The 24,345-nt window shown below is 70.8% G+C and carries 24 protein-coding genes; 10 read left to right on the top strand and 14 right to left on the bottom strand.

The features are described 5' to 3' along the window. Positions 1 to 68: 68 nt before the first annotated feature. The 7 genes from MQP27_RS17675 to MQP27_RS17650 all read right to left on the bottom strand — a co-directional run bounded on the left by MQP27_RS17675 (position 69) and on the right by MQP27_RS17650 (position 8,422). The gene (locus tag MQP27_RS17675) at positions 69 to 1,661 is read right to left on the bottom strand and encodes a dipeptide ABC transporter ATP-binding protein (RefSeq protein ID WP_242766146.1); all 1,593 of its coding nucleotides are present in this window, start codon (positions 1,659 to 1,661) and stop codon (positions 69 to 71) included. Next, positions 1,658 to 2,656, bottom strand: coding sequence for an ABC transporter permease (locus MQP27_RS17670; protein ID WP_242766145.1), 999 nt, complete (start codon positions 2,654 to 2,656; stop codon positions 1,658 to 1,660). The genes MQP27_RS17675 and MQP27_RS17670 overlap by 4 nt, the downstream gene beginning before the upstream one ends. After that, positions 2,653 to 3,639 (bottom strand): ABC transporter permease, encoded by a 987-nt coding sequence (locus MQP27_RS17665; protein WP_242766144.1) that lies wholly within the window; start codon positions 3,637 to 3,639, stop codon positions 2,653 to 2,655. The genes MQP27_RS17670 and MQP27_RS17665 overlap by 4 nt, the downstream gene beginning before the upstream one ends. Positions 3,640 to 3,643: 4 nt before the next feature. Continuing rightward, positions 3,644 to 5,362 carry an ABC transporter substrate-binding protein gene (locus MQP27_RS17660; RefSeq protein ID WP_242766143.1) on the bottom strand — a complete coding sequence of 573 codons (1,719 nt, stop codon included), beginning with the start codon at positions 5,360 to 5,362 and terminating at the stop codon, positions 3,644 to 3,646. 173 nt (positions 5,363 to 5,535) lie between these two features. Then, positions 5,536 to 5,628, bottom strand: coding sequence for an Ms4533A family Cys-rich leader peptide (locus tag MQP27_RS51645; protein ID WP_372511216.1), 93 nt, complete (start codon positions 5,626 to 5,628; stop codon positions 5,536 to 5,538). Between the two features lie 56 nt (positions 5,629 to 5,684). Next, the gene (locus MQP27_RS17655; RefSeq protein WP_504979078.1) at positions 5,685 to 6,815 is read right to left on the bottom strand and encodes a DUF3152 domain-containing protein; all 1,131 of its coding nucleotides are present in this window, start codon (positions 6,813 to 6,815) and stop codon (positions 5,685 to 5,687) included. A gap of 482 nt (positions 6,816 to 7,297) precedes the next feature. Beyond that, a complete protein-coding gene (locus tag MQP27_RS17650) occupies positions 7,298 to 8,422 on the bottom strand; it encodes an alpha/beta fold hydrolase (RefSeq protein ID WP_242766141.1) in 1,125 nt (374 codons plus the stop codon). 175 nt (positions 8,423 to 8,597) lie between these two features. Between MQP27_RS17650 and MQP27_RS17645 the strand changes: the two genes are divergently transcribed. The 4 genes from MQP27_RS17645 (at position 8,598) to MQP27_RS17630 (ending at position 10,546) form a co-directional block, all read left to right on the top strand. Then, positions 8,598 to 8,822: an Rv3202a family protein gene (locus MQP27_RS17645; RefSeq protein WP_242766140.1), complete on the top strand. Its 225-nt coding sequence runs from the start codon at positions 8,598 to 8,600 to the stop codon at positions 8,820 to 8,822. Positions 8,823 to 9,027: 205 nt separating this feature from the next. Then, positions 9,028 to 9,672 (top strand): TetR/AcrR family transcriptional regulator, encoded by a 645-nt coding sequence (locus tag MQP27_RS17640; RefSeq protein ID WP_242766139.1) that lies wholly within the window; start codon positions 9,028 to 9,030, stop codon positions 9,670 to 9,672. A gap of 162 nt (positions 9,673 to 9,834) precedes the next feature. Further along, positions 9,835 to 10,062 carry a DUF3107 domain-containing protein gene (locus tag MQP27_RS17635; protein WP_242766138.1) on the top strand — a complete coding sequence of 76 codons (228 nt, stop codon included), beginning with the start codon at positions 9,835 to 9,837 and terminating at the stop codon, positions 10,060 to 10,062. A gap of 217 nt (positions 10,063 to 10,279) precedes the next feature. Beyond that, positions 10,280 to 10,546: a hypothetical protein gene (locus MQP27_RS17630; protein WP_242766533.1), complete on the top strand. Its 267-nt coding sequence runs from the start codon at positions 10,280 to 10,282 to the stop codon at positions 10,544 to 10,546. Between the two features lie 28 nt (positions 10,547 to 10,574). Here the strand turns inward: MQP27_RS17630 and MQP27_RS17625 are convergent, their stop codons facing one another. After that, positions 10,575 to 11,321 (bottom strand): ferritin-like fold-containing protein, encoded by a 747-nt coding sequence (locus MQP27_RS17625; RefSeq protein WP_242766137.1) that lies wholly within the window; start codon positions 11,319 to 11,321, stop codon positions 10,575 to 10,577. A gap of 507 nt (positions 11,322 to 11,828) precedes the next feature. Here MQP27_RS17625 and MQP27_RS17620 point away from each other — a divergent pair. Next, positions 11,829 to 14,303, top strand: coding sequence for a DEAD/DEAH box helicase (locus MQP27_RS17620; protein ID WP_242766136.1), 2,475 nt, complete (start codon positions 11,829 to 11,831; stop codon positions 14,301 to 14,303). Between the two features lie 424 nt (positions 14,304 to 14,727). Further along, positions 14,728 to 15,654, top strand: a complete 927-nt coding sequence (locus MQP27_RS17615; RefSeq protein WP_242766135.1) for an alpha/beta fold hydrolase — start codon at positions 14,728 to 14,730, stop codon at positions 15,652 to 15,654. 51 nt (positions 15,655 to 15,705) lie between these two features. Here the strand turns inward: MQP27_RS17615 and MQP27_RS17610 are convergent, their stop codons facing one another. Beyond that, a complete protein-coding gene (locus MQP27_RS17610) occupies positions 15,706 to 16,599 on the bottom strand; it encodes an NYN domain-containing protein (protein ID WP_242766134.1) in 894 nt (297 codons plus the stop codon). A gap of 184 nt (positions 16,600 to 16,783) precedes the next feature. On the opposite strand from MQP27_RS17610, the gene MQP27_RS17605 reads away from it, so the two are divergent. Then, a complete protein-coding gene (locus MQP27_RS17605; RefSeq protein WP_133044490.1) occupies positions 16,784 to 16,936 on the top strand; it encodes a DUF8834 family protein in 153 nt (50 codons plus the stop codon). Positions 16,937 to 17,036: 100 nt separating this feature from the next. Here the strand turns inward: MQP27_RS17605 and MQP27_RS17600 are convergent, their stop codons facing one another. From MQP27_RS17600 to MQP27_RS17590, 3 genes are all read right to left on the bottom strand, one after another. Further along, the gene (locus MQP27_RS17600) at positions 17,037 to 17,642 is read right to left on the bottom strand and encodes a MarC family protein (RefSeq protein WP_242766133.1); all 606 of its coding nucleotides are present in this window, start codon (positions 17,640 to 17,642) and stop codon (positions 17,037 to 17,039) included. A 73-nt stretch (positions 17,643 to 17,715) separates the two neighbouring features. Next, positions 17,716 to 18,573 carry a PHP domain-containing protein gene (locus tag MQP27_RS17595; RefSeq protein ID WP_242766132.1) on the bottom strand — a complete coding sequence of 286 codons (858 nt, stop codon included), beginning with the start codon at positions 18,571 to 18,573 and terminating at the stop codon, positions 17,716 to 17,718. Positions 18,574 to 18,682: 109 nt separating this feature from the next. Next, a complete protein-coding gene (locus MQP27_RS17590; RefSeq protein ID WP_242766131.1) occupies positions 18,683 to 19,324 on the bottom strand; it encodes a DUF6758 family protein in 642 nt (213 codons plus the stop codon). A 160-nt stretch (positions 19,325 to 19,484) separates the two neighbouring features. Here MQP27_RS17590 and MQP27_RS17585 point away from each other — a divergent pair, with 160 nt between their 5' ends. After that, positions 19,485 to 20,708 (top strand): MFS transporter, encoded by a 1,224-nt coding sequence (locus MQP27_RS17585; protein WP_242766130.1) that lies wholly within the window; start codon positions 19,485 to 19,487, stop codon positions 20,706 to 20,708. A gap of 42 nt (positions 20,709 to 20,750) precedes the next feature. Here the strand turns inward: MQP27_RS17585 and MQP27_RS17580 are convergent, their stop codons facing one another. After that, positions 20,751 to 21,335, bottom strand: coding sequence for a suppressor of fused domain protein (locus tag MQP27_RS17580; protein WP_242766129.1), 585 nt, complete (start codon positions 21,333 to 21,335; stop codon positions 20,751 to 20,753). A gap of 454 nt (positions 21,336 to 21,789) precedes the next feature. Between MQP27_RS17580 and MQP27_RS17575 the strand changes: the two genes are divergently transcribed. Next, positions 21,790 to 22,905 carry a magnesium and cobalt transport protein CorA gene (locus tag MQP27_RS17575; protein WP_242766128.1) on the top strand — a complete coding sequence of 372 codons (1,116 nt, stop codon included), beginning with the start codon at positions 21,790 to 21,792 and terminating at the stop codon, positions 22,903 to 22,905. Positions 22,906 to 22,928: 23 nt separating this feature from the next. Further along, complete coding sequence (locus tag MQP27_RS17570; RefSeq protein ID WP_242766127.1) at positions 22,929 to 23,438, top strand: hypothetical protein; 510 nt, start codon at positions 22,929 to 22,931, stop codon at positions 23,436 to 23,438. A gap of 4 nt (positions 23,439 to 23,442) precedes the next feature. On the opposite strand, the gene MQP27_RS17565 is transcribed toward MQP27_RS17570, so the two are convergent. Beyond that, positions 23,443 to 24,186 carry a hypothetical protein gene (locus MQP27_RS17565; protein WP_242766126.1) on the bottom strand — a complete coding sequence of 248 codons (744 nt, stop codon included), beginning with the start codon at positions 24,184 to 24,186 and terminating at the stop codon, positions 23,443 to 23,445. Between the last annotated feature and the right edge of the window lie 159 nt (positions 24,187 to 24,345).

The raw sequence follows: 24,345 nt of genomic DNA, 5'->3' as shown, positions 1-24,345 counted from the left end.
TGAACGGTCGTAACTTTCCCGTGCGGGTCGCGTTCGATCGCGCTAAGAGATCAAGCAGTTACGTTACGTCAGGCTGCGGCCAGCTCCCGCCGTTCGGCTCGGCGCCGGGCCGCGACCTGGGGGTCGAGCGCCGGTACGGCGGCCAGCAACTGCTTGGTGTACGGGTCCTGGGGGTTGTCGTACACCTCGTCGGCGGGGCCCGATTCGACGATCCGGCCGCCGCGCATCACCGCGACCCGGTCGCTGACCTGGCGGACCACGGCGAGGTCGTGCGCCACGAAGACGAGCGCGAGGCCGAGTTCGCGCTGGAGTTCGCCGAGCAGGGCGACGACCTGGGCCTGTGTGGTGACATCCAGCGCGGAGACCGGCTCGTCGCAGACGATCACGCGCGGGTCGGCCGCGAGCGCCCGCGCGATGCCGACGCGCTGGCGCTGGCCGCCACTGAACTCGTGCGGGTACCGGTCGTAGTGCGCCCCTTCGAGCCCCACGCGCTCCAGCAGTTCCCGCACGCGCCCCCTGATCGCCTTCTCGTCGCGCTCACCACGCGCGCGTAGCGGGTCGGCTATCGACTCGCCCACGCTGCGGCGCGGGTTGAGGGAGGAGACGGGGTCCTGGAACACCATCTGGACGGCCGGATTCACGCCCACGCGTGCGTGGCCGTCGTAACGGACCTCCCCCGCGGTGGGCTCCAGCAGTCCGACCAGCATCCGCCCGAGCGTCGTCTTGCCGCTGCCGCTCTCGCCGACGACACCGAGGGTCTCGCCCCGGTGGATGGTCAGCGAGACGTCGTCCACGGCCCTGAACGTCCGCTTGCCGCGGCCGAACTCACGCCGCAGGCCGGTCGCCTCCAAGACGACCTCGTCGGAGGCCTCGGACGGCGTGCGCCGGTCGTCCACGCGCGGCACGGCCGCCATGAGCTCCCGCGTGTACGCCTCCGCCGGCGCCCCCAGCACGGCCGCCACCGGCCCCTGTTCGACCACGCGCCCGTGCTGCATGACGAGCACCCGGTCGACGCTCTCGGCGGCGACGCCGACGTCGTGGGTGACGAGCAGCAACCCCATGCCGGTCTCCTCGCGCAGTGTGTGCAGCAGGTCGAGGATCTGGGCCTGGACGGTCACGTCGAGGGCGGTGGTCGGCTCGTCGGCGATCAGCAGCTCGGGCTCGCAGGCGAGCGCCATGGCGATGAGGGCGCGCTGGCGCATGCCGCCGCTGAACTCGTGCGGGCGCGACCGGGACCGGCGCTGTGCGTCCGGAATTCCGACCCGGTCGAGGACCTCGACGGCACGCGCGCGTGAGACGCGTCGCGACACGCGCGTGTGCACGCGGTACACCTCGGCGATCTGGTCGCCGATCGCGTAGTACGGGTCGAGGGACGACAACGGGTCCTGGAACACCATCGCCGCCTTCGCCCCGCGCAGCCGCCGCAACTCCTCGTCGGACGCCTTCCGTACGTCGGTGCCGGCGACCTCGATCGAGCCGCCGACGCGCGCGCCCGTGCCGCGGTGCAGGCCCAGCAGGGCCGAGGCGACCGTGGACTTGCCGGAGCCGGACTCGCCGACCAGGGCGAGGGCGGCGCCCGGCGCCAGCTCGAAGGAGAGGCCGTCGACGGCCCGCAGGTCGCCGAACTCGACGGTCAGATCCGTGACTTGGACGAGACTCACGTCAGTACCACCCGTCGGTCGGCCAGCGCGTACAGCACGTCCGCGACGGCGTTGGCGAGGACCACGAAGAAGCCGATGACCAGGACCATGCCGACCACGACGGGCAGGTCGACCACGTTGACCGCGTGGACGAGCTCCTGGCCGATGCCGGGAAGGCCGAACAGCGACTCGATGAGGACGGCACCGCCCACCGCGCTGCCGAAGTCGTTGGCGTTCAGGGCGATGATCGGCGCCAGGGCGCCCCGCAGGGCGTGCCGGCCGACGATGGACCGCTCGCCCACTCCGTAGGCACGGAAGGTGCGGATGTGGTCCTCCGCAAGGGTCTCCAGCATCGACGCGCGCGTGAGCCGCGCGAAGTAGGCCGCCTCGCCGAGCGCGAGGGTCAGCCAGGGCAGCAGGAGGCCCCAGGCCCACTGTTCGGGGTCGTCGGAGAAGGAGACGTACTCCGGGAAGGGCAGCAGCTCCAGCTGTCCGCACACCACGATCATCAGGACGAGCCCGATGACGAAGACGGGCGTGGAGAGGCCGGCCAGGGTGATGCCGGTCAGCACGCGCTCGCTGAGGCGGCCGCGCCGCCAGGCGGAGAGGATGCCGGTGCCGACGCCCAGCAGCAGCCAGAGCACCATCGCGCCGATCACCAGCGACAGGCTGACCGGCAGCTTGGTCAGGATGATCTGCATGACCTGCTGGTCGCTCTGGTACGACTGCCCGAGGCAGGGCGCCGAGCAGTGCTCGACGGACGTGCCGGTCGAGTAGTCCTGGCCGACGACGATGCCCTCCAGGAAGTGCCAGTAGCGCAGGTACAGCGGGTCGTCCAGCCTGAGCTGCTGGGCGACCTGGTGGACCTGTTCCGGCGAGCAGCGCGGGCCGCAGGTGATCTGGGCGACGTTGCCGGGGGTGGCGTAGAAGACGACGTAGATGATCACCGAGAGGGCGAGCAGGGTGAGGACGGCGGCCACGGTGCGGCGCACCGCGAATCCGGCGAAGCCGCTCATGACTTCGCCTCCTGCCCGCGGCCCGTGCCGACGCGCAGGCGGGAGGCCGCGCGCGGGTCGAGGGCCGTGCGGATGCCGTCGCCGAGGACGGTGAGCGCGAGGACGGTCACGAAGAGCGCGCCCGCGGGCAGCAGCAGGTACTGCGGGGCTGCCTGGTACCAGACGTTGGCCGAGGTGAGCATCTGCCCCCAGGACGGGGTGGGCGGCTTCACGCCGACGCCGAGGAAGGACAGCGCGGCCTCGATGGTGATGTTGGCCGGCACCATCAGGGCGGCGTAGGTGATGATGGGCGCGGCGAGGCCGGGCAGGAGTTCCCGGCGGGCGATGCGCCAGGTGCCCCAGCCGCTGAGCCGGGCGGCGGACACGTAGTCGAGTTCCTTGAGGGTGAGCGTCGCGGCGCGGGTGATCTTGGCGATCGTGCCCCAGGCGACGAAGCCGATGATGAGCGCGACCAGGACGGGCCTCGGGAAGCTGCCGGGCACGACGGCCAGCAGCGCCAACGCCATGATCATCAACGGCATGGCGACGATGATGTCGGCGATCCGGCTCAACAGTTGATCAACCCATCGATTGCCGAGCGCGGACGCGACACCCACGACGACACCGAGGAGGACCTGTACGGCGGTGGCGGCCAGCGCCACACCCAGGGAGACCCGGGCGCCGTAGACCAGACGTGCGAACAGATCGCGTCCGGTCTGCGGTTCGACGCCCAGCCAGTGGTCCCCGCTGATGCCGCCGAAGGAGCCGATCGGCACGCCTCCGCGCGCGGAGTCGACGAGTGAGGGGTGGTAGGTGGTCGGGTCCTGGCCCTCGATCGCCGTGAGCAGCGGCGCGGCGAGCGCGACCAGGACCAGCAGGGCGACGACGGCCGCCGCGACGAGGGCGGCGCGCTGCGCTCGCAGCCGCCGCCAGAACTGACGGGCCCCCGAGGTCCCCGAGGCGTCCGCCTCGGGGACCTGGGTGGCGACAAGTGCCTCGCTCACGGCGCTACTTCACCGCGACCTGCGAGATGTCAAGGACGCCGGTCCAGTCGCTGATCACGACGTTGCGGATGTCCTTGCCGACCAGGCGCTTGTAGACGGGGTGGAACAGCGGGACGGTCAGCGCCTGCTCGCCGATCTTCTTGTCCAGTGCACCCCACCTCTTGGCGGCAGCGTCAAGATCGGTCAACTTGTTGATCGCGTCAATCTCGGCATTGACCGACTTGTCATTGAGCAGGCCCGTGTTGAAGTTCGCGCCGTCCTTGACGATCTGCCGTCCGTCGAAGATCGGGGCGAGGAAGGGACCGCCGGACGGCCAGTCCGCACCCCAGTGGGCGAGGAAGAAGCCCGGCTCGGTCTTCACATTGTGGATCGTGTCGGAGTAGTCGTTGTCCTCCAGACCCTGCAGCTTGACCGTGATGCCGGCCTTCTTGAGCGCGTCCTGGATGGCGGTCGCGATCTCCGGGCTGGTCTCGAAGTCCTTGGCGTTGGAGTGCGTCAGCGTGACGGTGAGCCCGTTCGGGTAACCGGCCTCCTTGAGCAGCTCCTTGGCCTTCGCCGGGTTGCCCGTCTTGCCCGCCGGGAAGAGGTCGTAGGGCTCGTAGCCGAAGGACTTCTGGTTCGGCAGGTAGGTGGTCGCGGCCTCGGCGAGCGCGGAGCCGCCCGCGGCGTTGATCACGGACGAGCGGTCGACGGCGTACGAGATCGCCTGGCGCACCTTGATGTTGTTGAACGGCTTGACCGTCGGGTTGAACGCTATGTAGTTCGTGTAGCCGAAGTGGCCGGTGCCGACGCGCGAGGCGAGGTCCTTGTCCCCGGTCACCTTGGCGAGTTCGGCCGGGCCGAGGTTGGTGTCCGTCGTGACGGCGGCGGCGTCCGTGCCCTGGGACGCCGACAGCCGCTGGTTGATCACGGAGGAGTCGAGCCCGGACTTCACGTCGACCTTGTCCGGGTAGGCCTTGCGCTCGGCGTCCGTCGCGGTGGACCAGTACTTGTTGCGCTCCAGGACGATGTGCTCACCGTTGTTCTCGTTCTCGACGACCTTGTACGGGCCGGACGAGACCGGGTGCTCGGCGTACTTCGTGCCGGTGTCCTTGGCCTTCGGGACGGGCGTGAACTGCGTCTGGGTGGCCAGGTACGGGAACTCGCCCTCGGGCTTGTTCAGGTGGAAGACGATGGTCCGCTCGTCCGGCGTCTCGATCGCCGACAGGCCCTTCTTGTCCTTGTACGGCCCCTGGTAGTCGGCCGCGCCGACCAGCCAGTCCCGCAAGTAGGGCGCGCCGCCGGACAGTTCGGGCGCGAAGGAGCGCTCGATGCCGTACTTGATGTCGGCGGACGTGATCGCCGTGCCGTCCTCGTACTTGAGGCCCTTCTTCAGGGTGTACGTCCACACGGTCGCGTCCTTGTTGGGACGCCCGGTGTCGGTGGCGAGGTCCGGGACGACCTTGGCGCCGGCGGCGCCGGCCTCACGGTTGCGGGTGGTGAGCGTGCGGAAGACCAGGGACGGGACGTTTCCGCCGCCCGAGGTGTACAGCCGGGCCGGGTCGAAGTTCTCCTGCGGGCTGGAGTTCAGCACCGTCAGGGTGCCGCCCTTGTGCGGCGTGGAGTCGCCACCGGAGCCCTTGGCATCGTTGTCCTTGGGCCCGCAGGCGGCGGCGCCCGCTGCCAGAACAAGGCCTACGGATACCGCGGCCACTCGGCGCGCTGTGTCGGACGGTTGACGCATCGGAATGACGACCTCTCGGATGGTTCGGACCCCTATGGCCCGAATAGTGAGACGGATTGACGAGGAGTGAGACGGAAGCGAACAGACCTCTGCCCGGGCGTCAGGTCGTCGAAAACCGTGACCCAGTCACGGAAGGGGAAAGAAATCGCGACGCGAACGCCTGAGGGCGGGCGTCAGCGACAGTGGATGTCGGCCACGCAGAGCGGGGTCACGCCGATGAGCGCCAGCTCGATGGCGGCGCGGCAGGAGGCGTGAACGGTCGACATGCCCAGAAATATGTATGAACTTTCTGCGCATGTCAACGTGACCTATGTGGCTCCTGTCAACTCCCGGGATACGGCCAGGGGTTGGGCAGACAGTGGATCCCGTCGTGGTCGAGGAACTTGGTCTGCTGCTGCATGACCGGCGCGAGCTGTCCGTTCTTGCTGCAGGTGACGTGGCTGTAGCCGAGCCGGTGACCGACCTCGTGATTGATCAACATTTGCCGGTACGCATGGATCTGATCACCGTATGTGGTTGATCCCTGTGCCCATCTGTACGCATTGATCATGACGCGCTGGGTGGAGGCGGAGTCGCAGGAGACGTTGTCCTCGGTGGTGTCCAGGCCGGACTTGGCGCACCAGGTCGCGGTGGTCCCGGGGCTGGCCAGGGTGATCACGAAGTCCGGTTTGCCGGAGGAGACGCGCTCGAAGGTGCGGGCGCCGTCGTGGGCCCAGCTCCGGTCGTCGTTGAGCGTCTTCTGCACGGCCTGCGCGAACAGCTCCCCGTCGAGGCCGAGCCCCTGCTCCACGTCCACGCGGTAGGTGTACTTCTGACCCTTCCCCGGCGCCTTGTCGGTCCCGGGGATGGCGTCGAACTTCCCGGATCCCTTGAGCGTGGGACTCAATGTGTACTTCGTGTCCATCTTCTGCGTGTACGTCAATGTCGTGACGCTCGCCGACGAGGACGGCGTGGGCCGCCCGTCCCCGCGCGAGGACGAGTCGCGGACGTCCCGCGCCTGATCGGTGGCCGACTGCGTACCGAGGGTGGAATCGTCGCGCCCCTGCGTGACCTGGCCGGCGACCACGACTGCCAGCACGGTGGTGACGGCGGCGGCCGCGATACCGGTGAACGTACGCCCCTTGGCCCCCTTGGCCTGCGCGGGCACACCGGTCGGCGGCGGGTCGTCGGCGTCCCCCTCCGTGTCGGACGCGACGCCGACCCCGGTGCGGGGGTCCCAGTCGGTGACGGAGGCGTAGTGGTCGGCGGGGTCGGGGTGAGGGCCTGTGGGGTGCGATGCGGGGGCGCCGCGACGAGGAGCGAAGACGTCGACGTCATCGCCGCCACCGTCGCCGTCGCCGAAGGCATCGAGATAGTCCTGCCGGGGCGTACCAGGAGGTGCCTGCCGCTGCCGGGGAATGGCAGCCCCGGGCCCGCCGACGGCCCCGTACCCGGCTCCGTTCAGCCCGCTCAACCGCCCCCAGCCGCCCCCACCTTCACGCTGCTCGGGATGCCCACCACGAACTTGAGGAACACCCCGGGCAGGGGTCCCGTCGGCATAACGCGGCACACCACGCCCCGGCGTCCCGTCAGGCAACCGCGGGACACCATGAGCCGGCGTCCCGTCGGCAAAACGCGGCACCCCGCGCGCGGGCGTCCCGTCGGGCAACCGCGGCACCCCACGCGCGGGCGCGCCGTCCGCCATCCTCGGCACCCCACGCGCGGGCGTCCCCTCCGCCATCCTCGGCACCCCACGAGCCGGCGTACCGTCCGGCAATCGCGGCACCCCACGCGCAGGCGTCCCGTCAGCCATCCTCGGGGCCTCGGAGCCCTCAGGCCTCACCGACCTCCCCGAACCACCAGCCCCCCGAGCTCCCTTCCCCTCGCCTATGTCCCCTGCGTCACCCTTCGCGGCGGCAGCTCCCCCGCGGCGGCTGTGGCGTCCCACGTCGGCCCTCAGCTCCCCGCGCTCTCGGCCGCGGACGGGTCCGCGTCAACGGGTGCCACAGCCTCCACCGAACGCCCGCCGACTGCCGCCGCCGCACCGTCCACCGAGCCCCCGCCGACCCCGCCGGCCGCACCAGCCGCACCAGCCGCACCAGCCGCACCAGCCGCACCAGCCGCCAACTCCCCGGTTTCCGTGAGGAGTTCGACGAACGCGCGGGCCACCGTCTCCGGGTACTCCATCATCGCCACGTGTCCCGCCTCCGGCAGGGTCAGCAGACGGGAGTCGGGGAAGGCGCGGGCCGCCTTCTGGGCCATGCGGAAGCCGACCAGCTGGTCGCGGCCGCCGTAGACGAGGAGGGTCGGCGCGAGGACGCGCTCGGCCTGGCGCCACAGCCCGTGCTGGCCGCCCAGCGTGTACGCGTTCACCACCCCGCGCGCGGAACGCGCCATCGCGTCCCAGAAGTACGGCAGTTGGAGCCGCCGCTCCATCTCCTCGACCGCGTTGCGGAAACCTTCCGGCGTCACCCGCCCGGGATCGCCGTAACAGAGCCCTAGGACCCCGCGGACGCGCTGCTCGGCCGTCCAGCCACGCGTGTACCGCGTGAAGAAGCCGGCCACCCCCGGCAGCGCGAGCAGCGCCGTCGGCACGGCGGTGCGCTGGACGAGGATCTCGGGCAGCGCCGGCGAGACGAGGGTGAGCGTGCGGACCAGGTCGGGGCGGAGGGCCGCCACGCGCGTGGTGACCGCGCCGCCGAGCGAGTTGCCGAAGACGTGCACGGGACCGCGCCCGGTCGAGTCGAGATAGCGGATCACGGCACGCGCGTGCCCGGTGACCGAGTAGTCGCCGTCGTCCGGCGGCGGGGAGTCGCCGAAGCCCGGCAGGTCGATGGCCTCGCCGTCGACGACGCCTTCGAGCTGCTGCATCAGCTCCGACCAGTTCTGCGAGGAACCGCCGAGGCCATGGACGTACAGCGCGGGCGGCAGCCCCTCGCGCGCGGGTGGTCTCGACCGGATCGTCAGGGTGATCCCGGGCAGTCCGACCGACCTGAGCCGCTCGCCCTCGGCGACCCTGACGGGCGCCACCCTCGGGAGCGCGGTGGACGCCGGAACGGACGGCAGCTCGGTCGAAGACATGCGGCAATGTTACGAGACGATCACGTAGTGGCTCATGTGTTCGCCGTCACAGATCGTACGCACGTGGCATGGCGTCCGGATCGGGTGTCTCCTAGGCTCGTGGAATGGGCACCCGGTGCGGCCCCTGCTTCTTCCAGGGACATTCGCAGGGACATTCGTAGGAAGGGAGCCCGACATGGCCATCGACCCCACTGATCCGGAGACGTTCGAGGACGACGACGCCCAGGAGGCGCCGGAGTTCGACGTGGAGGCCCCGGAGAACGACGCGGCGGAGCAGCACGCCGACGTGACGCCGGACCGCGACGACCCACTGGAGGACGTGGACCCGGCCCGGGCGAACGAGGCGGACCTGGTCGAACAGCGCCGCGTGGTCTCCCTCGACGAGGACGACTACCGCTGACGGGGGACACGGCCGCACGGAAGGGTGCCGCTGAGCTGGCAGAAGACGGCCCACTGCCCGCCGAATCCCGTTTTGAAACCCTATGCGCGGCTTTCACGGCCGTCCGGTCCGTGAAATTCTGCGCTCGCACCGCGCACACCAGGGTTACCGAAAAGTACGATGGCCGCGCGGCGCACACCGCATGTGGACGAATTTGGGAGGCGGCGTGACAGCCATCGAGCAGACAGAGGCGGCACGCCCGCGGGGCACGCGCCTGCCGCGCCGTGCCCGACGGAATCAGCTGCTGGGCGCCGCGCAGGAGGTCTTCGTGGCGCAGGGTTACCACGCGGCCGCGATGGACGACATCGCCGAGCGCGCCGGCGTCAGCAAGCCGGTGCTCTACCAGCACTTCCCGGGCAAGCTCGACCTCTACCTGGCCCTGCTGGACCAGCACTGCGAGTCACTGATCGGGGCGGTGCGCGGAGCGCTCGCGTCGACCACGGACAACAAGCAGCGCGTACGGGCGACCATGGACGCGTACTTCGCGTACGTCGAGGACGACGGCGGTGCCTTCCGCCTGGTCTTCGAGTCGGACCTGACGAACGAGCCCGCGGTCCGCGAGCGCGTCGACAAGGTCACGAACGAGTGCGCGGAGGCGATCTGCGAGGTCATCGCCGAGGACACCGGCCTGTCCCGCGCGGAGTCGATGCTGCTGGCCTCGGGCCTGGGCGGCCTCGCCCAGGTGGTGGCCCGCTCCTGGCTGCACAGCGACCGCAGCGTCCCGCGCGACCAGGCGGTTCAGCTGCTGACCTCGCTGGCCTGGCGTGGCATCGCGGGCTTCCCGCTGCACGGCATCGAGCAGCACCACTGACACGCAACTGGCCCGCACGCGCGCGTGCGGGCCGTTTGTTCCCGCTCGCTGTTCGCTCCTGGCGTTCAGGCGCGGAGCGTGTACGTCCCCTCACCGGGCTAATGTGTGCTGGGTACGGCGCGGAATGGTCGCGCACTTACTGACCGTCGGAGGGACATAGCCGTGGAGGTCAAGATCGGCGTGCAGCACGCGCCCCGCGAGATCGTTCTGGAGAGCGGTCAGAGTGCCGAGGAGGTCGAGCGGATCGTGGCCGACGCCCTGGCGGGGAAGTCGCAGCTGCTCTCCCTCGTGGACGAGCACGGCCGCAAGGTCCTCGTCCCGGCCGAGCGCCTCGCCTACGTAGAGCTCGGCGAGCCGGCCCCCCGCAAGGTGGGTTTCGGCGCGCTGTAACAGCAAGCGGCACACGACGAGAGGGGCCCGGCGACGCATGGTCGCCGGGCCCCTCTCGCACGCTTTCCCCGTCCGCTCCCCCACCCTCCCCGCAAGATTTTTCTCCTCCACATATGGAGCACAAGGAGCGCACAGAGGAGGATTGCATTCCGCAGGTCACGGGTATGACGGGCTACGACCGTGATGCGCAGTGTGGCCGTGTGGGAGGGACCCCATGATGTTGTTCGAAGCGCTCGGCTCCGCTCTGCTCGGTCTGGTGCTGGCATGGGCGGCGAACCGCCGCTTCTCGCACCGCCTCCCGGCCCGCTCCCTGGTACTGGCGACGGGCGTCGCCGGAGCCCTCTTCGGCGCCTTCATCACCCACAGCGCGCTGGACCCCGGCTTCGTGGTCTTCATCCTCCTGGGAGCGGCGATCGTCTCCGCGGCTTCGCTCTCCCTGCTCCTGCGCCCGGCGGGAAGACTCCGCCGGTCGGCCCCGGCGTGAACGACGACGACGGCCGCGGGCCGGAAGCCTAGGCCGCCAGCCCCAGCGCCGCCATCCGCTTGGTGTGCGCCTCGGTGATCCGGGAGAACATGCGCCCCACCTCGGCGAGGTCGAACCCGTCGGCGACCCCGCCCACGAGCATCGTCGACAGGGCGTCCCGGTCGGCGACCACGCGCTGCGACTGCGACAGGGCCTCGCCCATGAGCCGTCGCGCCCACAGCGCGAGCCGCCCGCCCACGCGCGGGTCGGCGTCGATGGCCGCCCGCACCTTCTCCACGGCGAAACCGGCGTGCCCGGTGTCGTCCAGCACCGCGAGCACCAGCTCGCGCGAGTCGGAGTCGAGCCGCGCGGCGACCTCGCGGTAGAAGTCGCTGGCGATCGAGTCACCGACGTAGGCCTTGACGAGCCCCTCCAGCCAGTCCGAGGGCGCCGTCTGCCGGTGGAAGCCGTCCAGTGCGGCGACGAACGGCTCCATCGCGTGCGTGGGTTCCTCACCGATCTCCGTGAGCCGGTCGCGCAGCCGCTCGAAGTGGTGGAACTCGGCCGACGCCATCTTCGCCAGCTCCGCCTTGTCCGCCAGGGTCGGCGCCAGCTTGGCGTCCTCCGCGAGCCGCTCGAACGCCGCGAGTTCGCCGTAGGCGAGCGCGCCGAGGAGGTCGACGACCGCGGCACGGTACTGCGGGTCGGCGGAGGCCTTCGCCCAGTCCTGGGCGGCGACTCCGGTGGGTTCCTGGGGGGCGTCGGAGGCGTTGTCAGGCTTGTCAGAGGTCGTCATGAAGCGCACAATAGCCCGCTCGCCGGGCGGGGGAAGGCCCTGGTCAATCAGTGTGACGACGACTACGTGACCAAATCGGCCATCGCATGTGCGGGATTCCGGGGTATGGTGGTAATGCGCCTGCTGAGTACGTACGTCGCAGAGAAGCCTCTGCTGACGCCGTACACGACGGGCCGCACGTTTGAGGATGCCCGGTCGGTGGCCCGATCGGCTCCGACCCGACAGCTCTCCGAGTTCGTACGGCACATCGCGTACGACGACCGGAGGGACACCCTCAGCGGTACGAGCGCTAGAGCGTCGGCAGTGGTCCCGTGCGTTACGGCAGCAAGCCCGTAAGGCAGCCGACGTCCCCGGCACGGTCCGTCAAAGACCCCCGCGCTCGCCTCGCACCGCGCACACAGAAGAGGCAGCACCCTGACTACGACGTTCAGAGATCTCGGAATCCTTCCCGAGACCGCCGAGGCCCTCGAGGCCGTCGGCATCATCACCCCCTTCCCCATCCAGGAGATGACGCTCCCCGTCGCCCTTTCCGGCACGGACGTCATCGGCCAGGCCAAGACCGGCACCGGCAAGACGCTGGGGTTCGGCCTCCCGCTCCTCGAGCGCGTCACCGTCCCCGCCGACGTCGAGGCCGGCCGCGCGAAGCCCGAGGACCTCACCGACACCCCGCAGGCGCTCGTCGTCGTCCCCACGCGCGAGCTGTGCACGCAGGTCACCAACGACCTGCTGACCGCGGGCAAGGTCCGCAACGTGCGCGTGACCGCGATCTACGGCGGCCGCGCCTACGAGCCCCAGGTGGAGGCCCTCAAGAAGGGCGTCGACGTGGTCGTCGGCACCCCGGGCCGGCTCCTCGACCTCGCGGGCCAGAAGAAGCTCAACCTCAAGCACATCAAGTCGCTCGTCCTCGACGAGGCCGACGAGATGCTCGACCTGGGTTTCCTGCCCGACGTCGAGAAGATCATCGACATGCTTCCGGCCAAGCGCCAGACCATGCTGTTCTCGGCGACCATGCCGGGCGCGGTCATCGGCCTGGCCCGCCGCTACATGTCGCAGCCCACGCACATCCGCGCCACCGCGCCGGACGACGAGGGCGTGACGGTCGCGAACATCTCACAGCACGTCTACCGCGCGCACAACATGGACAAGCCCGAGCTGGTCGCGCGCATACTGCAGGCCGACGGCCGGGGACTGGCCATGGTCTTCTGCCGCACCAAGCGCACCGCGGCCGACCTCGCCGACCAGCTCAAGCAGCGCGGGTTCGCCTCCGGCGCGGTCCACGGCGACCTCGGCCAGGGCGCCCGCGAGCAGGCCCTGCGCGCCTTCCGCAACGGCAAGGTCGACGTCCTGGTCTGTACGGACGTCGCCGCCCGAGGCATCGACGTCGAGGGCGTCACCCACGTCATCAACTACCAGTCCCCCGAGGACGAGAAGACGTACCTGCACCGCATCGGCCGCACGGGCCGCGCGGGTGCCAAGGGCATCGCGATCACCCTGGTCGACTGGGACGACATCCCGCGCTGGCAGCTGATCAACAAGGCGCTGGAGCTGTCCTTCAACGATCCGCCGGAGACGTACTCCACCTCCCCGCACCTCTTCGAGGAGCTGAGCATCCCCGCGGGCACCAAGGGTGTCCTGCCGCGTGCCGAGCGCACGCGTGCGGGCCTCGACGCGGAGGAGCTGGAGGACCTGGGCGAGACCGGCGGACGCGGCGCACGCGGACGCGGTGGCCGGGGCGACCGCAACGGCCGCCCCGAGGAGCGCGGCGCGGACCGCGAGCGTCCGGCGCGTACGCCGCGTCGCCGCCGCCGTACGCGCAGCGGTACGCCGCTGGACGGCGCCGCCGCCCCGGAAGCCACGCAGGAGACCACCTCGGCCCCCGAGGAGGCCACGGCCACCCGGACTCCGCGTCGCCGTCGCCGCACCCGCGCGGGCGCGTCCTCGGACCAGCTGCCGGCCACGGCAACGACGACGTCCGAGCCGGCGCAGTCCGCCGTGGCCACGGCGGAAGGCCCCGCCCCGGAGACCCAGGCCGAGCCGCGCCGCCGCACCCGCAAGGCGACGGCCGCGGCGGAGACCGCGGTCGACACCGCCGAGGGGACCACCGAGTCCGCCCCGGAGGCGACGGAGACGGCACCGCGCCGCCGTACGCGCAAGGCGACGGCACCCGCGGAGACCGCCACCGAGCCGGCCGAGGCAACGGAGGCCAAGCCGCGCACCCGCACCCGCAAGGCGACGACCACCGCCGAGACGGCAGTCGACACGGCCGAGGCCACCGAGGCGAAGCCCCGCACCCGGACGCGCAAGGCAACGGCCGCCGCCGAGACGGCAGTCGACACGGCGGAGGCGACGGAGGCCAAGCCGCGCCGCCGCACCCGCAAGGCCACCGAGGCGGTTACGGCGACGGAGCCCACGGCGTCCGAGCCCAAGCCGCGCACGCGCACCCGTAAGGCAACGGCCGCCGCCGAGACGGCAGTCGACACGGCCGAGGCGACCGAGGCCAAGCCGCGCCGCACCCGCAAGACCGCGGCCGCCGCCGAGATCCCGGCCCAGACCGCGACGGAGCCCGAGGCCAAGCCCCGAGCCCGCCGCACCCGCAAGGCGACGGCGGCGGAGGCGGCGGTCAACACGGCGGAAGCCACGGCCCCGAAGCCGCGCACGCGCAAGTCGGCGGCAGCGGCCGAGGCCGCCGTCGACACGGCGGAGGCAGCGGAAGCCAAGCCCCGCCGCCGCACGCGCAAGGCCACCGAGGCCGCCGAGGCGGTCACCACGCCGGAGACCACCGAGGCCAAGCCCCGCACCCGCACCCGCAAGGCGACGGCAGCGACGGAGGCCACCGAGGTCGCTGAGACCAAGCCGCGCCGCACCCGCAAGACCGCGGCCGCCGCCGAGATCCCGGCCCAGACCGCGACGGAGCCCGAGGCCAAGCCCCGAGCCCGCCGCACCCGCAAGACCGCAGCCACAGCGGAGCCCACGGAGAGCTGACCCTCTCCGCACCGACGGCCCGGCCCACCTCACGTGGCCCGGGCCGTCGGCATTCCAGACGCGACAACGGAATCCAGCCGAGTCCAGAAGCCGCATGCGGACGAGAGCGGACCAGTGAAGGACCCACCGACCGCCAGCCACCCACGCACGCACGCACGGGAGCACACCCGCAGCCCCACCCACCCGCAGCCGCCCACGCACGGGAGTGGGGCGGTGCGGCGCAACCCGCCGCGTACGACGCCAGACGGGCTCGCCCGCCTCTCGACCGACAGCGACACCACCGGCGGCGGGTTCGCCGTACCGCCCCGATCCCGACCCCACCCCCGACCCCCCGCGCACCCCCCGCGCACCACCCGCGGCAAGGGGCCAGGCACCCGGCCGGCCCCGACACCTCCCCGTCACCCTCGCCGGATAACCTCACCCCATGAGCCGCCCTCCGTCCTTCACCCCTCCCCCCGGCGCCCGCGCGGTCACCCTCCGCACCTCCCGCGGGGACTTCGCCGCGGTGGACGCCCCCGCGGCGGCCGGCGTCCCCCCGAAGGGCACCGCCCTCCTCCTCCCCGGCTTCACGGGCAGCAAGGAGGACTTCAACCCCCTCCACGAGGCGCTCAACGCCCGCGGCTACCACACCGTCGCCGTCGACGGCCGCGGCCAGTACGAGTCGGACGGCCCGGAGACCGACGAATCGGCCTACGCCCAGGAGGAGTTGGCCCGGGACGTCCTCGCCCAGGCCGCCGCCCTCGGCACCCTCGACACCCTCGGCGCCCTCGACACGCCCGTACACCTCGTCGGCCACTCCCTCGGCGGCCAGATCGCCCGGGCCGCCGTACTGCTGGACCACTCCCCCTTCCGCTCCCTCACCCTCATGGCCTCGGGCCCCGCCCAGATCTCCGTCTCCCAGCAGCAGCGCGTCAAGCTGCTCCGGGACGCGCTCGCCGTCATGACGATGGCGGAGGTGTGGGAGGCGATCCAGGCGATGGAGCCGCCGGAGGAGACCGAGACCGGGGAGGTGGAGGGAGGCCTGGACGAGGGACTGGCCGACCAGGAGGACCTGCGCCGCCGCTGGCTGGGCAACAAGCCCGCCCAACTCCTCGCCACCGGCCGCCAGTTGTGCGTCGAACCGGACCGCGTCGCGGAACTCGCCGCCGTCCCGATCCCGTTCCACGTCCTCTCGGGCTCCCGGGACGACACCTGGCCGGTGACGCTCCTCGACGACATGGCCCTGCGTCTGCGCGCCCACCGCACGGTCGTCCAGGGTGCCGAGCACTCCCCGAACACCGACAATCCCCTGGAAACGGCCCGGGCCTTCGCCGACTTCTGGGACCGGACGGACGCCACCGGCCCGCGGTAATAGTTGGGTCCGGACGGACACCGCCGTCGCCGGACCACGCTACTAGTACTACTAGTACTGCGCCTGCAGGTGCTCCCAGAACCCGTCCCGCAACGCCCGCCGCAGATCCGCCTGCCCGCGCAGCGAGTACTGCAGCAGCCCCTCCGCCTCCACCAGCAGATCCTGGTCGACGGACCCGGGCAGATACGGGTGCCCGGGCAGCAGCTCGACCAGGGCCTCCCGCCCCCGCGCCGCCAGCCACTTCGCCGCGATCTGCGCGCCGACGAAACGCACGTCCTCGCGCGTCGGCCGGGTCGCCGTGGCGTCATAGGCGGGGGCCGCCCGCCGGGAGACGTACGGCTTGAAGAACTCCAGGTCGAAGGTCCGCTGGCTGTCGACCTCCCACAGCAGCGGCTCGGCCTGGTTGCGCCCCTCGGGCGCCTCGATGCCCCACAGGTGCACCCGGGCGCCGTACCCCTGCGCGGCCTCCACCGCCGACACCAGGTCCTCGTCGCCGCCGAGCAGTGCGGCGTCGCTGATGGCCCGGTGTCTGGCCAGCGACTCCAGGTCCGTCCGGATCAGTGAGTCGACGCCCTTCTGCTGGTTGTTGGCGTTGAGGTTGCCCAACCGGACCTTCACGTCCGGGAGTTCGGCGATCGACTGCTGCTCAGCCGTATGAATACGCCGCCGAGCCCCGTCGTACCAGTACACCCGCAGCAGTCGACTGTCCGCGAAAATCGTCCGGGCCCGGTCGATGAGCGCCTCGATCAGCCCCTCGGCGTCCAGGTCGAACGCGCGCCGGTCCTCGGTGCCGGCGACGAGCCGTCCCGCGGCCGCGTACAGATATCCCGCGTCGACGAAGATCGCATGTGTCGAGGGCGTCTTCGCCACCTCGGCGAGCATGCGCTGCAGCAGCTCGTTCGTGCGGTCGATGCGGGCACTGAGGGCCGCGTGGTCGTCGTTCATCGCTTCCATTGTCCCGGCGGTCACGCTGCGAACACAACCGGTCCCGGTCAGTCTCCTTCAACCACCTCACGCATGACTTACCGGTCAGTAATTAGCCGTTCGAAAAATTTCTTTAGCGTAGGGAATGTTTGTAACACGCAGCCCGTTGACTACTACGGAACACAGCGAGACGAAGGGAGAGGCCATGCGCTTCGAAATCATGCGACTCGACGAGGTCGACGGCACGCCCGTGGACAGCACTGTCGTGGACGCCGCCTCCGTCAACCGGATCGTCCAGCAGGCCGCCGCGATCGGCCAGCGCCTCTGGATCCGGCCGGCCGAGAACACGGCCGCGTAAGAGACGCGGATCACCGCAGAAGCTTCGGAGCCCTGGTACGGCAGCGACGCCGCACCAGGGCTCTAACGCTTTCCGGCGCCTCACGCGCCCTCACGCGCCCTCACGCGCCCTTGATCACCTGGGTCACCCCGTTGATGATCTGCTGCACGGCGATGGCGGACAGCATCATCCCCGCGAGCCGGGTCACCAGCACCACACCCCCGTCCTTGATGACGCGGATGATCAGCAGCGAGTACCGCATGACCACCCACAGCACCACGTGAATCGCGAGGATCGCGCACCACACCGACACCTGCGTGGCCACGCTGTCCGCCTTCTGCACGGCGAGGATCACGGACACGATCGCCCCCGGCCCGGCCAGCAGCGGCATGCCCAGAGGTACGAGCGCCACGTTGACGTCCTTGGTCTGCTTCGGCTCGTCGGTCTTGCCGGTCAGCAGGTCCAGCGCGATCAGCAGGAGCAGCAGCCCGCCCGCGATCATCAGCGCGGGTACGGAGACATGCAGGTAGTTCAGGATCTGGTGCCCCAGAAGCCCGAACACCACGATCACACCGCCCGCCACGCACACGGCCTGGAAGGCCATCCGCTTCTGCACCTTGCCGGGCCGGCCGGCGGTGAGGGCGAGGAAGATCGGGGTGATCCCAGGGGGATCCATGATGACGAAAAGGGTCAGGAAGAGAGAGCCGAAGACGGCGGCGTCGAACATGACTGAAGAGGCCTTGCGGGAGATACGGGAGATGCGGGAGATACGAGGGTGAGCGGGGAGTCGGGGGCGGCTCTCAGACCCCGCCCGCGCCCGGCACCGGGAACGCCCCGGTCGCCCGCCGGGTGATCTCCCCGTACACCTCGGGATCCGTCACGTACTCCCCGAGCACGCACGTCTTCCGGCTGCCGTGGTAGTCGCTGGACCCGGTGACCAGCAGCCCCAGTTCCTTCGCCAGCCCCCGCAGCCGCGCCCGGGTCTCGGGGTCGTGGTCCATGTGGTCGACCTCGATGCCGTCCAGCCCGGCGGCCGCCATCTCGGCGATCGCCGACTCCGGCACCGTACGACCGCGCTTGCTGGCCCCCGGGTGCGCGAAGACGGTGACCCCGCCCGCGGCCTTGACCAGCCGGATCGCCTCGAAGGGGTCGGTCTCGTGCTTGTCCACGAAGGCCCGCCCGCCGTCGGCGAGCCACTCGGGCGTGAACGCGTCGCTCACGCTCGCGACGACCCCCAGCTCGACCAGCGCGGTGGCGACATGCGGCCGTCCGACCGAACCGCCGCCGGCGATCCGCTCGACCTGCTCCCAGGTGACCGGCACCCCGAGCCCGTTCAGCTTGGCGACCATGCCCTTGGCCCGCGGCACCCGGTCGTCCCGCACCAGCTCGCGCTCGGCGAGCAGGGCCGGCTCCTCGGGGTCGAAGAGGTAGGCGAGCATGTGCATCGAGATGCCGTCGATTCGGCAGGACAGCTCGGCGCCGGTGACGAGGGTCAGCCCCTCCGGCACCGCGGCGATCGCCTCGGCGTACCCGCGGGTGGTGTCGTGGTCGGTCAGCGCGACGACGTCCAGCCCGGCCGCCGCGGCGTTCCGCACCAGCTCGGCGGGGGTGTCCGTACCGTCGGAAGCGGTGGAGTGGGTGTGCAGATCGATGCGCACGACGCGGACTCCAGGCGGTGACGGTACGGAAGGGGACACCCAAGGATAACGGGACTCCAGGGGTGCCTTGTCACACCCGAACCCGCACCGCGCCCCCTACAGCCGACTCTCAGGGTTCCAACAGCCGGGGCGAGAGCGCCCCACAGGGAACCAGCTCGACCTCCGCCCCCGCGTCCCGCAGATCCGTCAGCACCAGCTCGTCGTACATCAGCAGCCCCGACTGCTCGGGCCACACCACGGCCCACAGCCACAGCCCGCGCGCCTCGCCCGCGAACACCGCGCGGTCGTCCGGTGTGCCGGAGACATGCCACAGCGGCGTGGGGCGGCCGCCGGCCAGGACCTTGGCCTGGGGTGGCTTCTCGACGGTCATGTACGGTCCCGGGTCCGGGCCGTCGATGCCCGCGTACCGCGCACCGAGGCCGACGCCCAGCTCCTCGGCGACGAGGATCAGCTCCCCTATGCCGCCGAGCGGGCCCGGTCCCGAGCAGGCCACCGCGGTGGCCCGCCCGCCGTGCCGGTCGTCGCCCGCGCAGGCCACGCCCGTGTGCAACCAGCCGACCGGCAGCGGCCACGGCATCCACACCGGCACCTGCGTGCGGTGCACCACCACACTGAGGGCCTCGACGCTGGGCGGGATCACGGGCTGCACCGGATGCACGGTGCCGTGCACATCGCACTGCCAGGTATCGGCGAAGAGTCCGGGAGCCCTGACCCGGCCACCACACTTCGGGCAACTGGGTTCGCCCCTCATAGGGCCCCACGGTCCTACCCTCGCTCCCCCACGTCAAGGACGATCACCCGTCCGGAGGGAACCCTTCTCCGGCAGGAACTAGATGCATCTTGCATTAATTAGCTGACCTAACTTACTATGTGCATATACCAACCATCTAGATCCGGGAGGGCACGAAGACATGGACCCCTTCGATGCGGGAGCCGGCGGCATCCTGCGCCAGCCCAAGGCCGTGTGGGCGACGGCGGGCGCGTCGGTCGTCGCCTTCATGGGCATCGGCCTCGTCGACCCGATCCTGCCGTCCATCGCCAAGGGCCTGGACGCCACGCCCAGTCAGGTCTCCCTCCTCTTCACCTCGTACTTCCTGATCACGGCCGTCGCGATGCTGGTCACCGGCTTCGTCTCCAGCCGCATCGGCGGCCGCAAGACCCTGCTGCTCGGCCTAGCCTTCGTGGTCGTCTTCGCCGGCCTCGCCGGCACCTCGGACTCGGTCGGCGAACTGGTCGGCTTCCGCGCGGGCTGGGGCCTCGGCAACGCCCTCTTCGTCTCGACCGCCCTCGCGGTCATCGTCGGCGCGGCGGCGGGAGGGAGCGCCGCGGCGATCCTGCTGTACGAGTCCGCGCTCGGCCTCGGCATGGCCTGCGGCCCCCTGCTGGGCGCGCTGCTCGGCAACCAGAGCTGGCGCTACCCCTTCTTCGGCACCGCGTTCCTGATGGCCGTCGGCTTCCTGTGCATCACGGTGTTCCTGAAGGAACAGCCGAAGCCGGCCCGCAAGACCTCGCTGCTCGACCCCATCAAGGCACTGGGGCACGGCGGCCTCGCCTCCGCCGCCGTCTCGGCGTTCTTCTACAACTACACGTTCTTCACCGTGCTGGCCTTCACGCCGTTCGTGCTGAACATGACCCCGTACAAGTCGGGTGCCGTGTTCTTCGCCTGGGGAGTGCTGCTCGCCGTCTTCTCGGTGATCGTGGCGCCGCGCATGCAGGCACGGTTCGGTTCGCTGAAGGTGCTCGGCGGCTCACTGGTGCTGCTCGCGGCCGACGTCCTGGTCCTCGGTTACGGCAGCCACACCGCGGCCGTCGTCTGCACGATCCTGTCCGGCGCCTTCATCGGCGTGAACAACACCGTCTACACCGAACTGGCGCTCGGCGTGTCGGACGCGCCGCGCCCGGTGGCGAGCGCCGGCTACAACTTCGTGCGGTGGTTCGCGGCGGCCGCGGCGCCCTACTTCGCGCCGAAGATCGAGGAGTGGACCGACATCCACGTCCCGTTCGTGGTCGCGGCGGTGACCGCGGTGCTGGGCGCGCTCGTGGTCGTCGTACGGCGGAAGGCACTCACGCACGAGGCCGAGGAACTGGAGACGAGGCACGCGACGGAGGACGGTGTGGCCGTGTTCGCCAACTGACGGTTTTCGGCCACGGGTTGGTGAGCTTGCTCACTTGGTCAGTCACTCCAGTGGGACGGACTTCCGGGAGGGATCGCGGAGGTCCGTGCCGTTCGTCAGCCAGCGTTCCTGGAGGGCCTGGGCGCCGTGGACGCGCTTCCAGGCCGCCTCGTTCGCCGTCATCGGGAGCAGGGGGAGGAAGCGGACCGGGTCGAGGGGCTCGTCGAGTTCGAGGTCCTCGATCAGACCGCCCGGCTCGGCGACCAGGACCGAGCTGAACGGGGCGCCGGGCCACAGCGGTTCACCGACGTCGAGAGAGGCGCCGGGGGCCACGATCACGCCCTCGACCTGCGGGGACGCGGCGAGCACGGCGAGCGGGCGCAGCGCCTTGTCGGTGTCGGCGAGACCTCCCCGTACCGAGAGAACCAGTTCGGCGCGCGGGCCTTTGACCGGGTCCGCGATCACCACGGTGGGGTCGCTCATCGGCTGCGCGGACATGCCGAGCGTGGCGTAGCGGACGATGTCCTCCGACCGGAAACGCAGCACCTCGATGCGGTCCGTGCCCAGGAAGGTGACGGCCGCGCGCGCGTCCGGTTCGCCCAGCGCGGAGCGCAACCGGGCCTCGACCAAGGGAAGAACATCAACCATGCGGCGAGCATAGAACTCGTCAGTACCGGGCAAAGCAGCGCCTTGACAGTTTGGGCGGCTGATACTCTGGCCCGGTCGTTCGGGCAGCACGCAGAAGCGTCGCGATCAAGTCCCGACGCGACAGGGACTCCCTTACGAGGGACCGGCCGGAGGAGGTGGGGCTGTCATGGATCGAAGTCACCCGTGCAGTACCACTCGCTCTTCCCGCCGCTGATACAGCTGATCCGGCTCTGGCTGACCGCCGCCTTTCACGCTCACGTCTTCTTGCGGAAGAGCGCTTCGTCTCGTTTTGCCTGATCCGTCTGATCTGACTCTGCAGCGAAGCTCACCACCGCGATGGTGCGGTGCTCCCCGCTTTGTGGACGTGCCAAACACCCGCAGCAGGACGTCCCCATTCCGGGTAGTTCCAGCCGTCGTCGGCGGTCTTTCGTTGCCTGCCACGAAGGAGCCAGCCATGTCGATGATCCGTGACCTCCGAGCCGCGGTCCGGCCCTCCCGCCCGTCCCTGCGCAAGGACACCGGCACGTACGACACGACGCGCGACCCCGGCACCCCGTCGGCCGTCGTCGACTGCGCGGTCTACCGCGACGGCGCCCGCGTCGACACCGGCAGGCCGCTCACCCCGCACGAGGCGATGCGCGCGGTGCGCCGCGACGGGGGCTTCGTCTGGATCGGCCTGCACGAGCCGACCGAGGCCGAATTCGCCGGTATCGCAAGCGAGTTCGGGCTGCACCCGCTGGCCGTGGAGGACGCGGTCCAGGCCCACCAGCGGCCCAAGCTGGAGCGCTACGACGACTCCCTCTTCACCGTCTTCAAGACCGTCCACTACGTCGAGCACGACCGGCTCACCGCCACCAGCGAGGTCGTGGAGTCCGGCGAGGTCATGTGCTTCACCGGCCGGGACTTCTTCATCACCGTCCGGCACGGCGGCCAGGGCTCGCTGCGTGCCCTGCGGCACCGGCTCCAGGACGACCCGGAGCTGCTCGCCAAGGGCCCCTCGGCGGTGCTGCACGCGATCGCCGACCATGTCGTCGACGGCTATGTGGCGGTCGCCGACGCCGTCCAGGACGACATCGACGAGGTGGAGACCGAGGTCTTCTCGCCCGGCCGACGCGGGGTCGCGCGCGGTGTGGACTCGGCGCGGATCTACCAGCTCAAGCGCGAGGTCCTGGAGTTCAAGCGCGCGGTCTCCCCGCTGCTGCGGCCCATGCAGCTGCTGAGCGAGCGGCCGATGCGGCTGGTCGACCCCGACATCCAGAAGTACTTCCGGGACGTCGCCGACCACCTCGCCCGCGTCCAGGAGCAGGTCCTCGGCTTCGACGAGCTGCTCAACTCGATCCTCCAGGCCAACCTCGCGCAGGCGTCCGTCGCGCAGAACGAGGACATGCGGAAGATCACCGCATGGGCCGCGATCATCGCCGTACCGACCATGGTGACCGGTGTGTACGGCATGAACTTCGACCACATGCCCGAGCTGCACTGGCGGTTCGGCTACCCGATGGTGCTGTGCCTGACCGTCGGGCTGTGTCTGGGCATCCACCGCACGCTGAAGCGCAACGGCTGGCTGTGAGCGGGCCTGGATAGGCTGGGCCCATGACAAGCGAGCTGCTCGACCAGGCCCTCGTCGAGGAGGCCACGAAGAAGTCCGGCCTCGTCTGGGTCTCGGGAGCCGGCGTCCCGGCCCGTGCGCTGTGGCACGTGTGGCACGAGGGTGCCGCGTGCGTGGTCGGCGACGGACCGGGCGAGCAGCCGCTGCCTGGGCTCGTGGACGGCGGCTCCGCCGAGGTCACCGTCCGCAGCAAGGACAAGGGCGGCCGGCTGGTCTCCTGGTCCGCGAAGGTCGTGGAACTGACCGCGGGGACCGAGCAGTACGAGGCGACCGTCGCCGAGCTGAAGGGCAAGCGGCTCAACGCCCCCGACGGCGAGGCGATGCCGGAGCGCTGGGCGCGCGAGTGCCGGGTGCTGCGGCTGGAACCGACCGGGGCGACAGCGCCGTTGCCCGCCGACAGCCTGGCCGAGGCACCGCTGCCGACGCCGGCCACGACTCGCCGGCCGATCCCCGCGGGGCTGCCGCGGCTGCTGCTGAAGAAGCGCCGACGGTAACCGGCTAGGACGTCGGCAGCTGCTTGCCGTAGTCCACCGTCTCGCTGCCCTTCGGCTCGGTGAGGGCGAAGTCCTTGTCCCAGGAGGAGAAGGTCAGCGTGCCCGCGCCCGCCGCGCGCTCCAGCCGCAGTGGGTACGGCCTGCCCTCCAGGGAGACGTCGAGGGTGCCGCCGGAGCCCTTGTCACCGGTGATGCGGATGGTCCGGGTACCCGACTGCTCGTGGTGGCCGTCCGTCGCGAGGTCACCGTGCAGTGTCAGCAAGCCTTCGAGGAGTACGTCCATGTCCGTGAAGCCGCTGAACTTCTTGTACGCCGGGTCGCCCGACGGCACCTTCACGTACTTGCCGTCGAGCTTGCCCGCGGCCGACTCGTCCTTGTCGCCGTCCTTCTCCCCGTCGGCGTGGTTCCAGAACTCCGCGCCGGCCTTCAGATACAGCTGCTCGCCGATCCGCAGCAGCCCGAAGGCGATGCCCTTGGAGGTGACCGAGCCGGTGGCGCCGTCGGACTTCAGCCGCATGTCGAGCTTGTACGTGCGCCCGTTGGTGACCACGGTTCCGGCCAGCCGCACGGCGTCGGCCGAGCCGGCGGCGGCGCGGGTCTTCGACTGGATGGTGGCGGCCGGCAGCTTGCCGACCCCGTTGGTCCCCTCGTCCGGATCCGAACTGCACCCGACGAGCAACCCCGCCCCCACCACGGCCAGTGCGCACAGCGCGGTCCTGCGGTTACGGCCCTGGGGAATCGCGGTCACAGGCGGGGCTGCCTTTCGGTCGGGGGACGCGAGGAGCGTACGGCAGCGTACCGGTGAGCCGGGAGCCGAGCGGAGGCAGTCCGTCCGGACCTCCCACCAGCGCGGATCCGATCGGTACGGGCTAGCCTGAAGCCCATCCGAGCGGGCAATCCGGAAAAA

It is taken from the genome of Streptomyces cylindrosporus, assembly GCF_022698165.1.
Taxonomy (GTDB): Bacteria; Actinomycetota; Actinomycetes; order Streptomycetales; family Streptomycetaceae; genus Streptomyces; species Streptomyces cylindrosporus.
The sequence above is the reverse complement of the archived record's forward strand: the minus strand, read 5'-3'. Positions and strand labels throughout refer to the sequence as shown.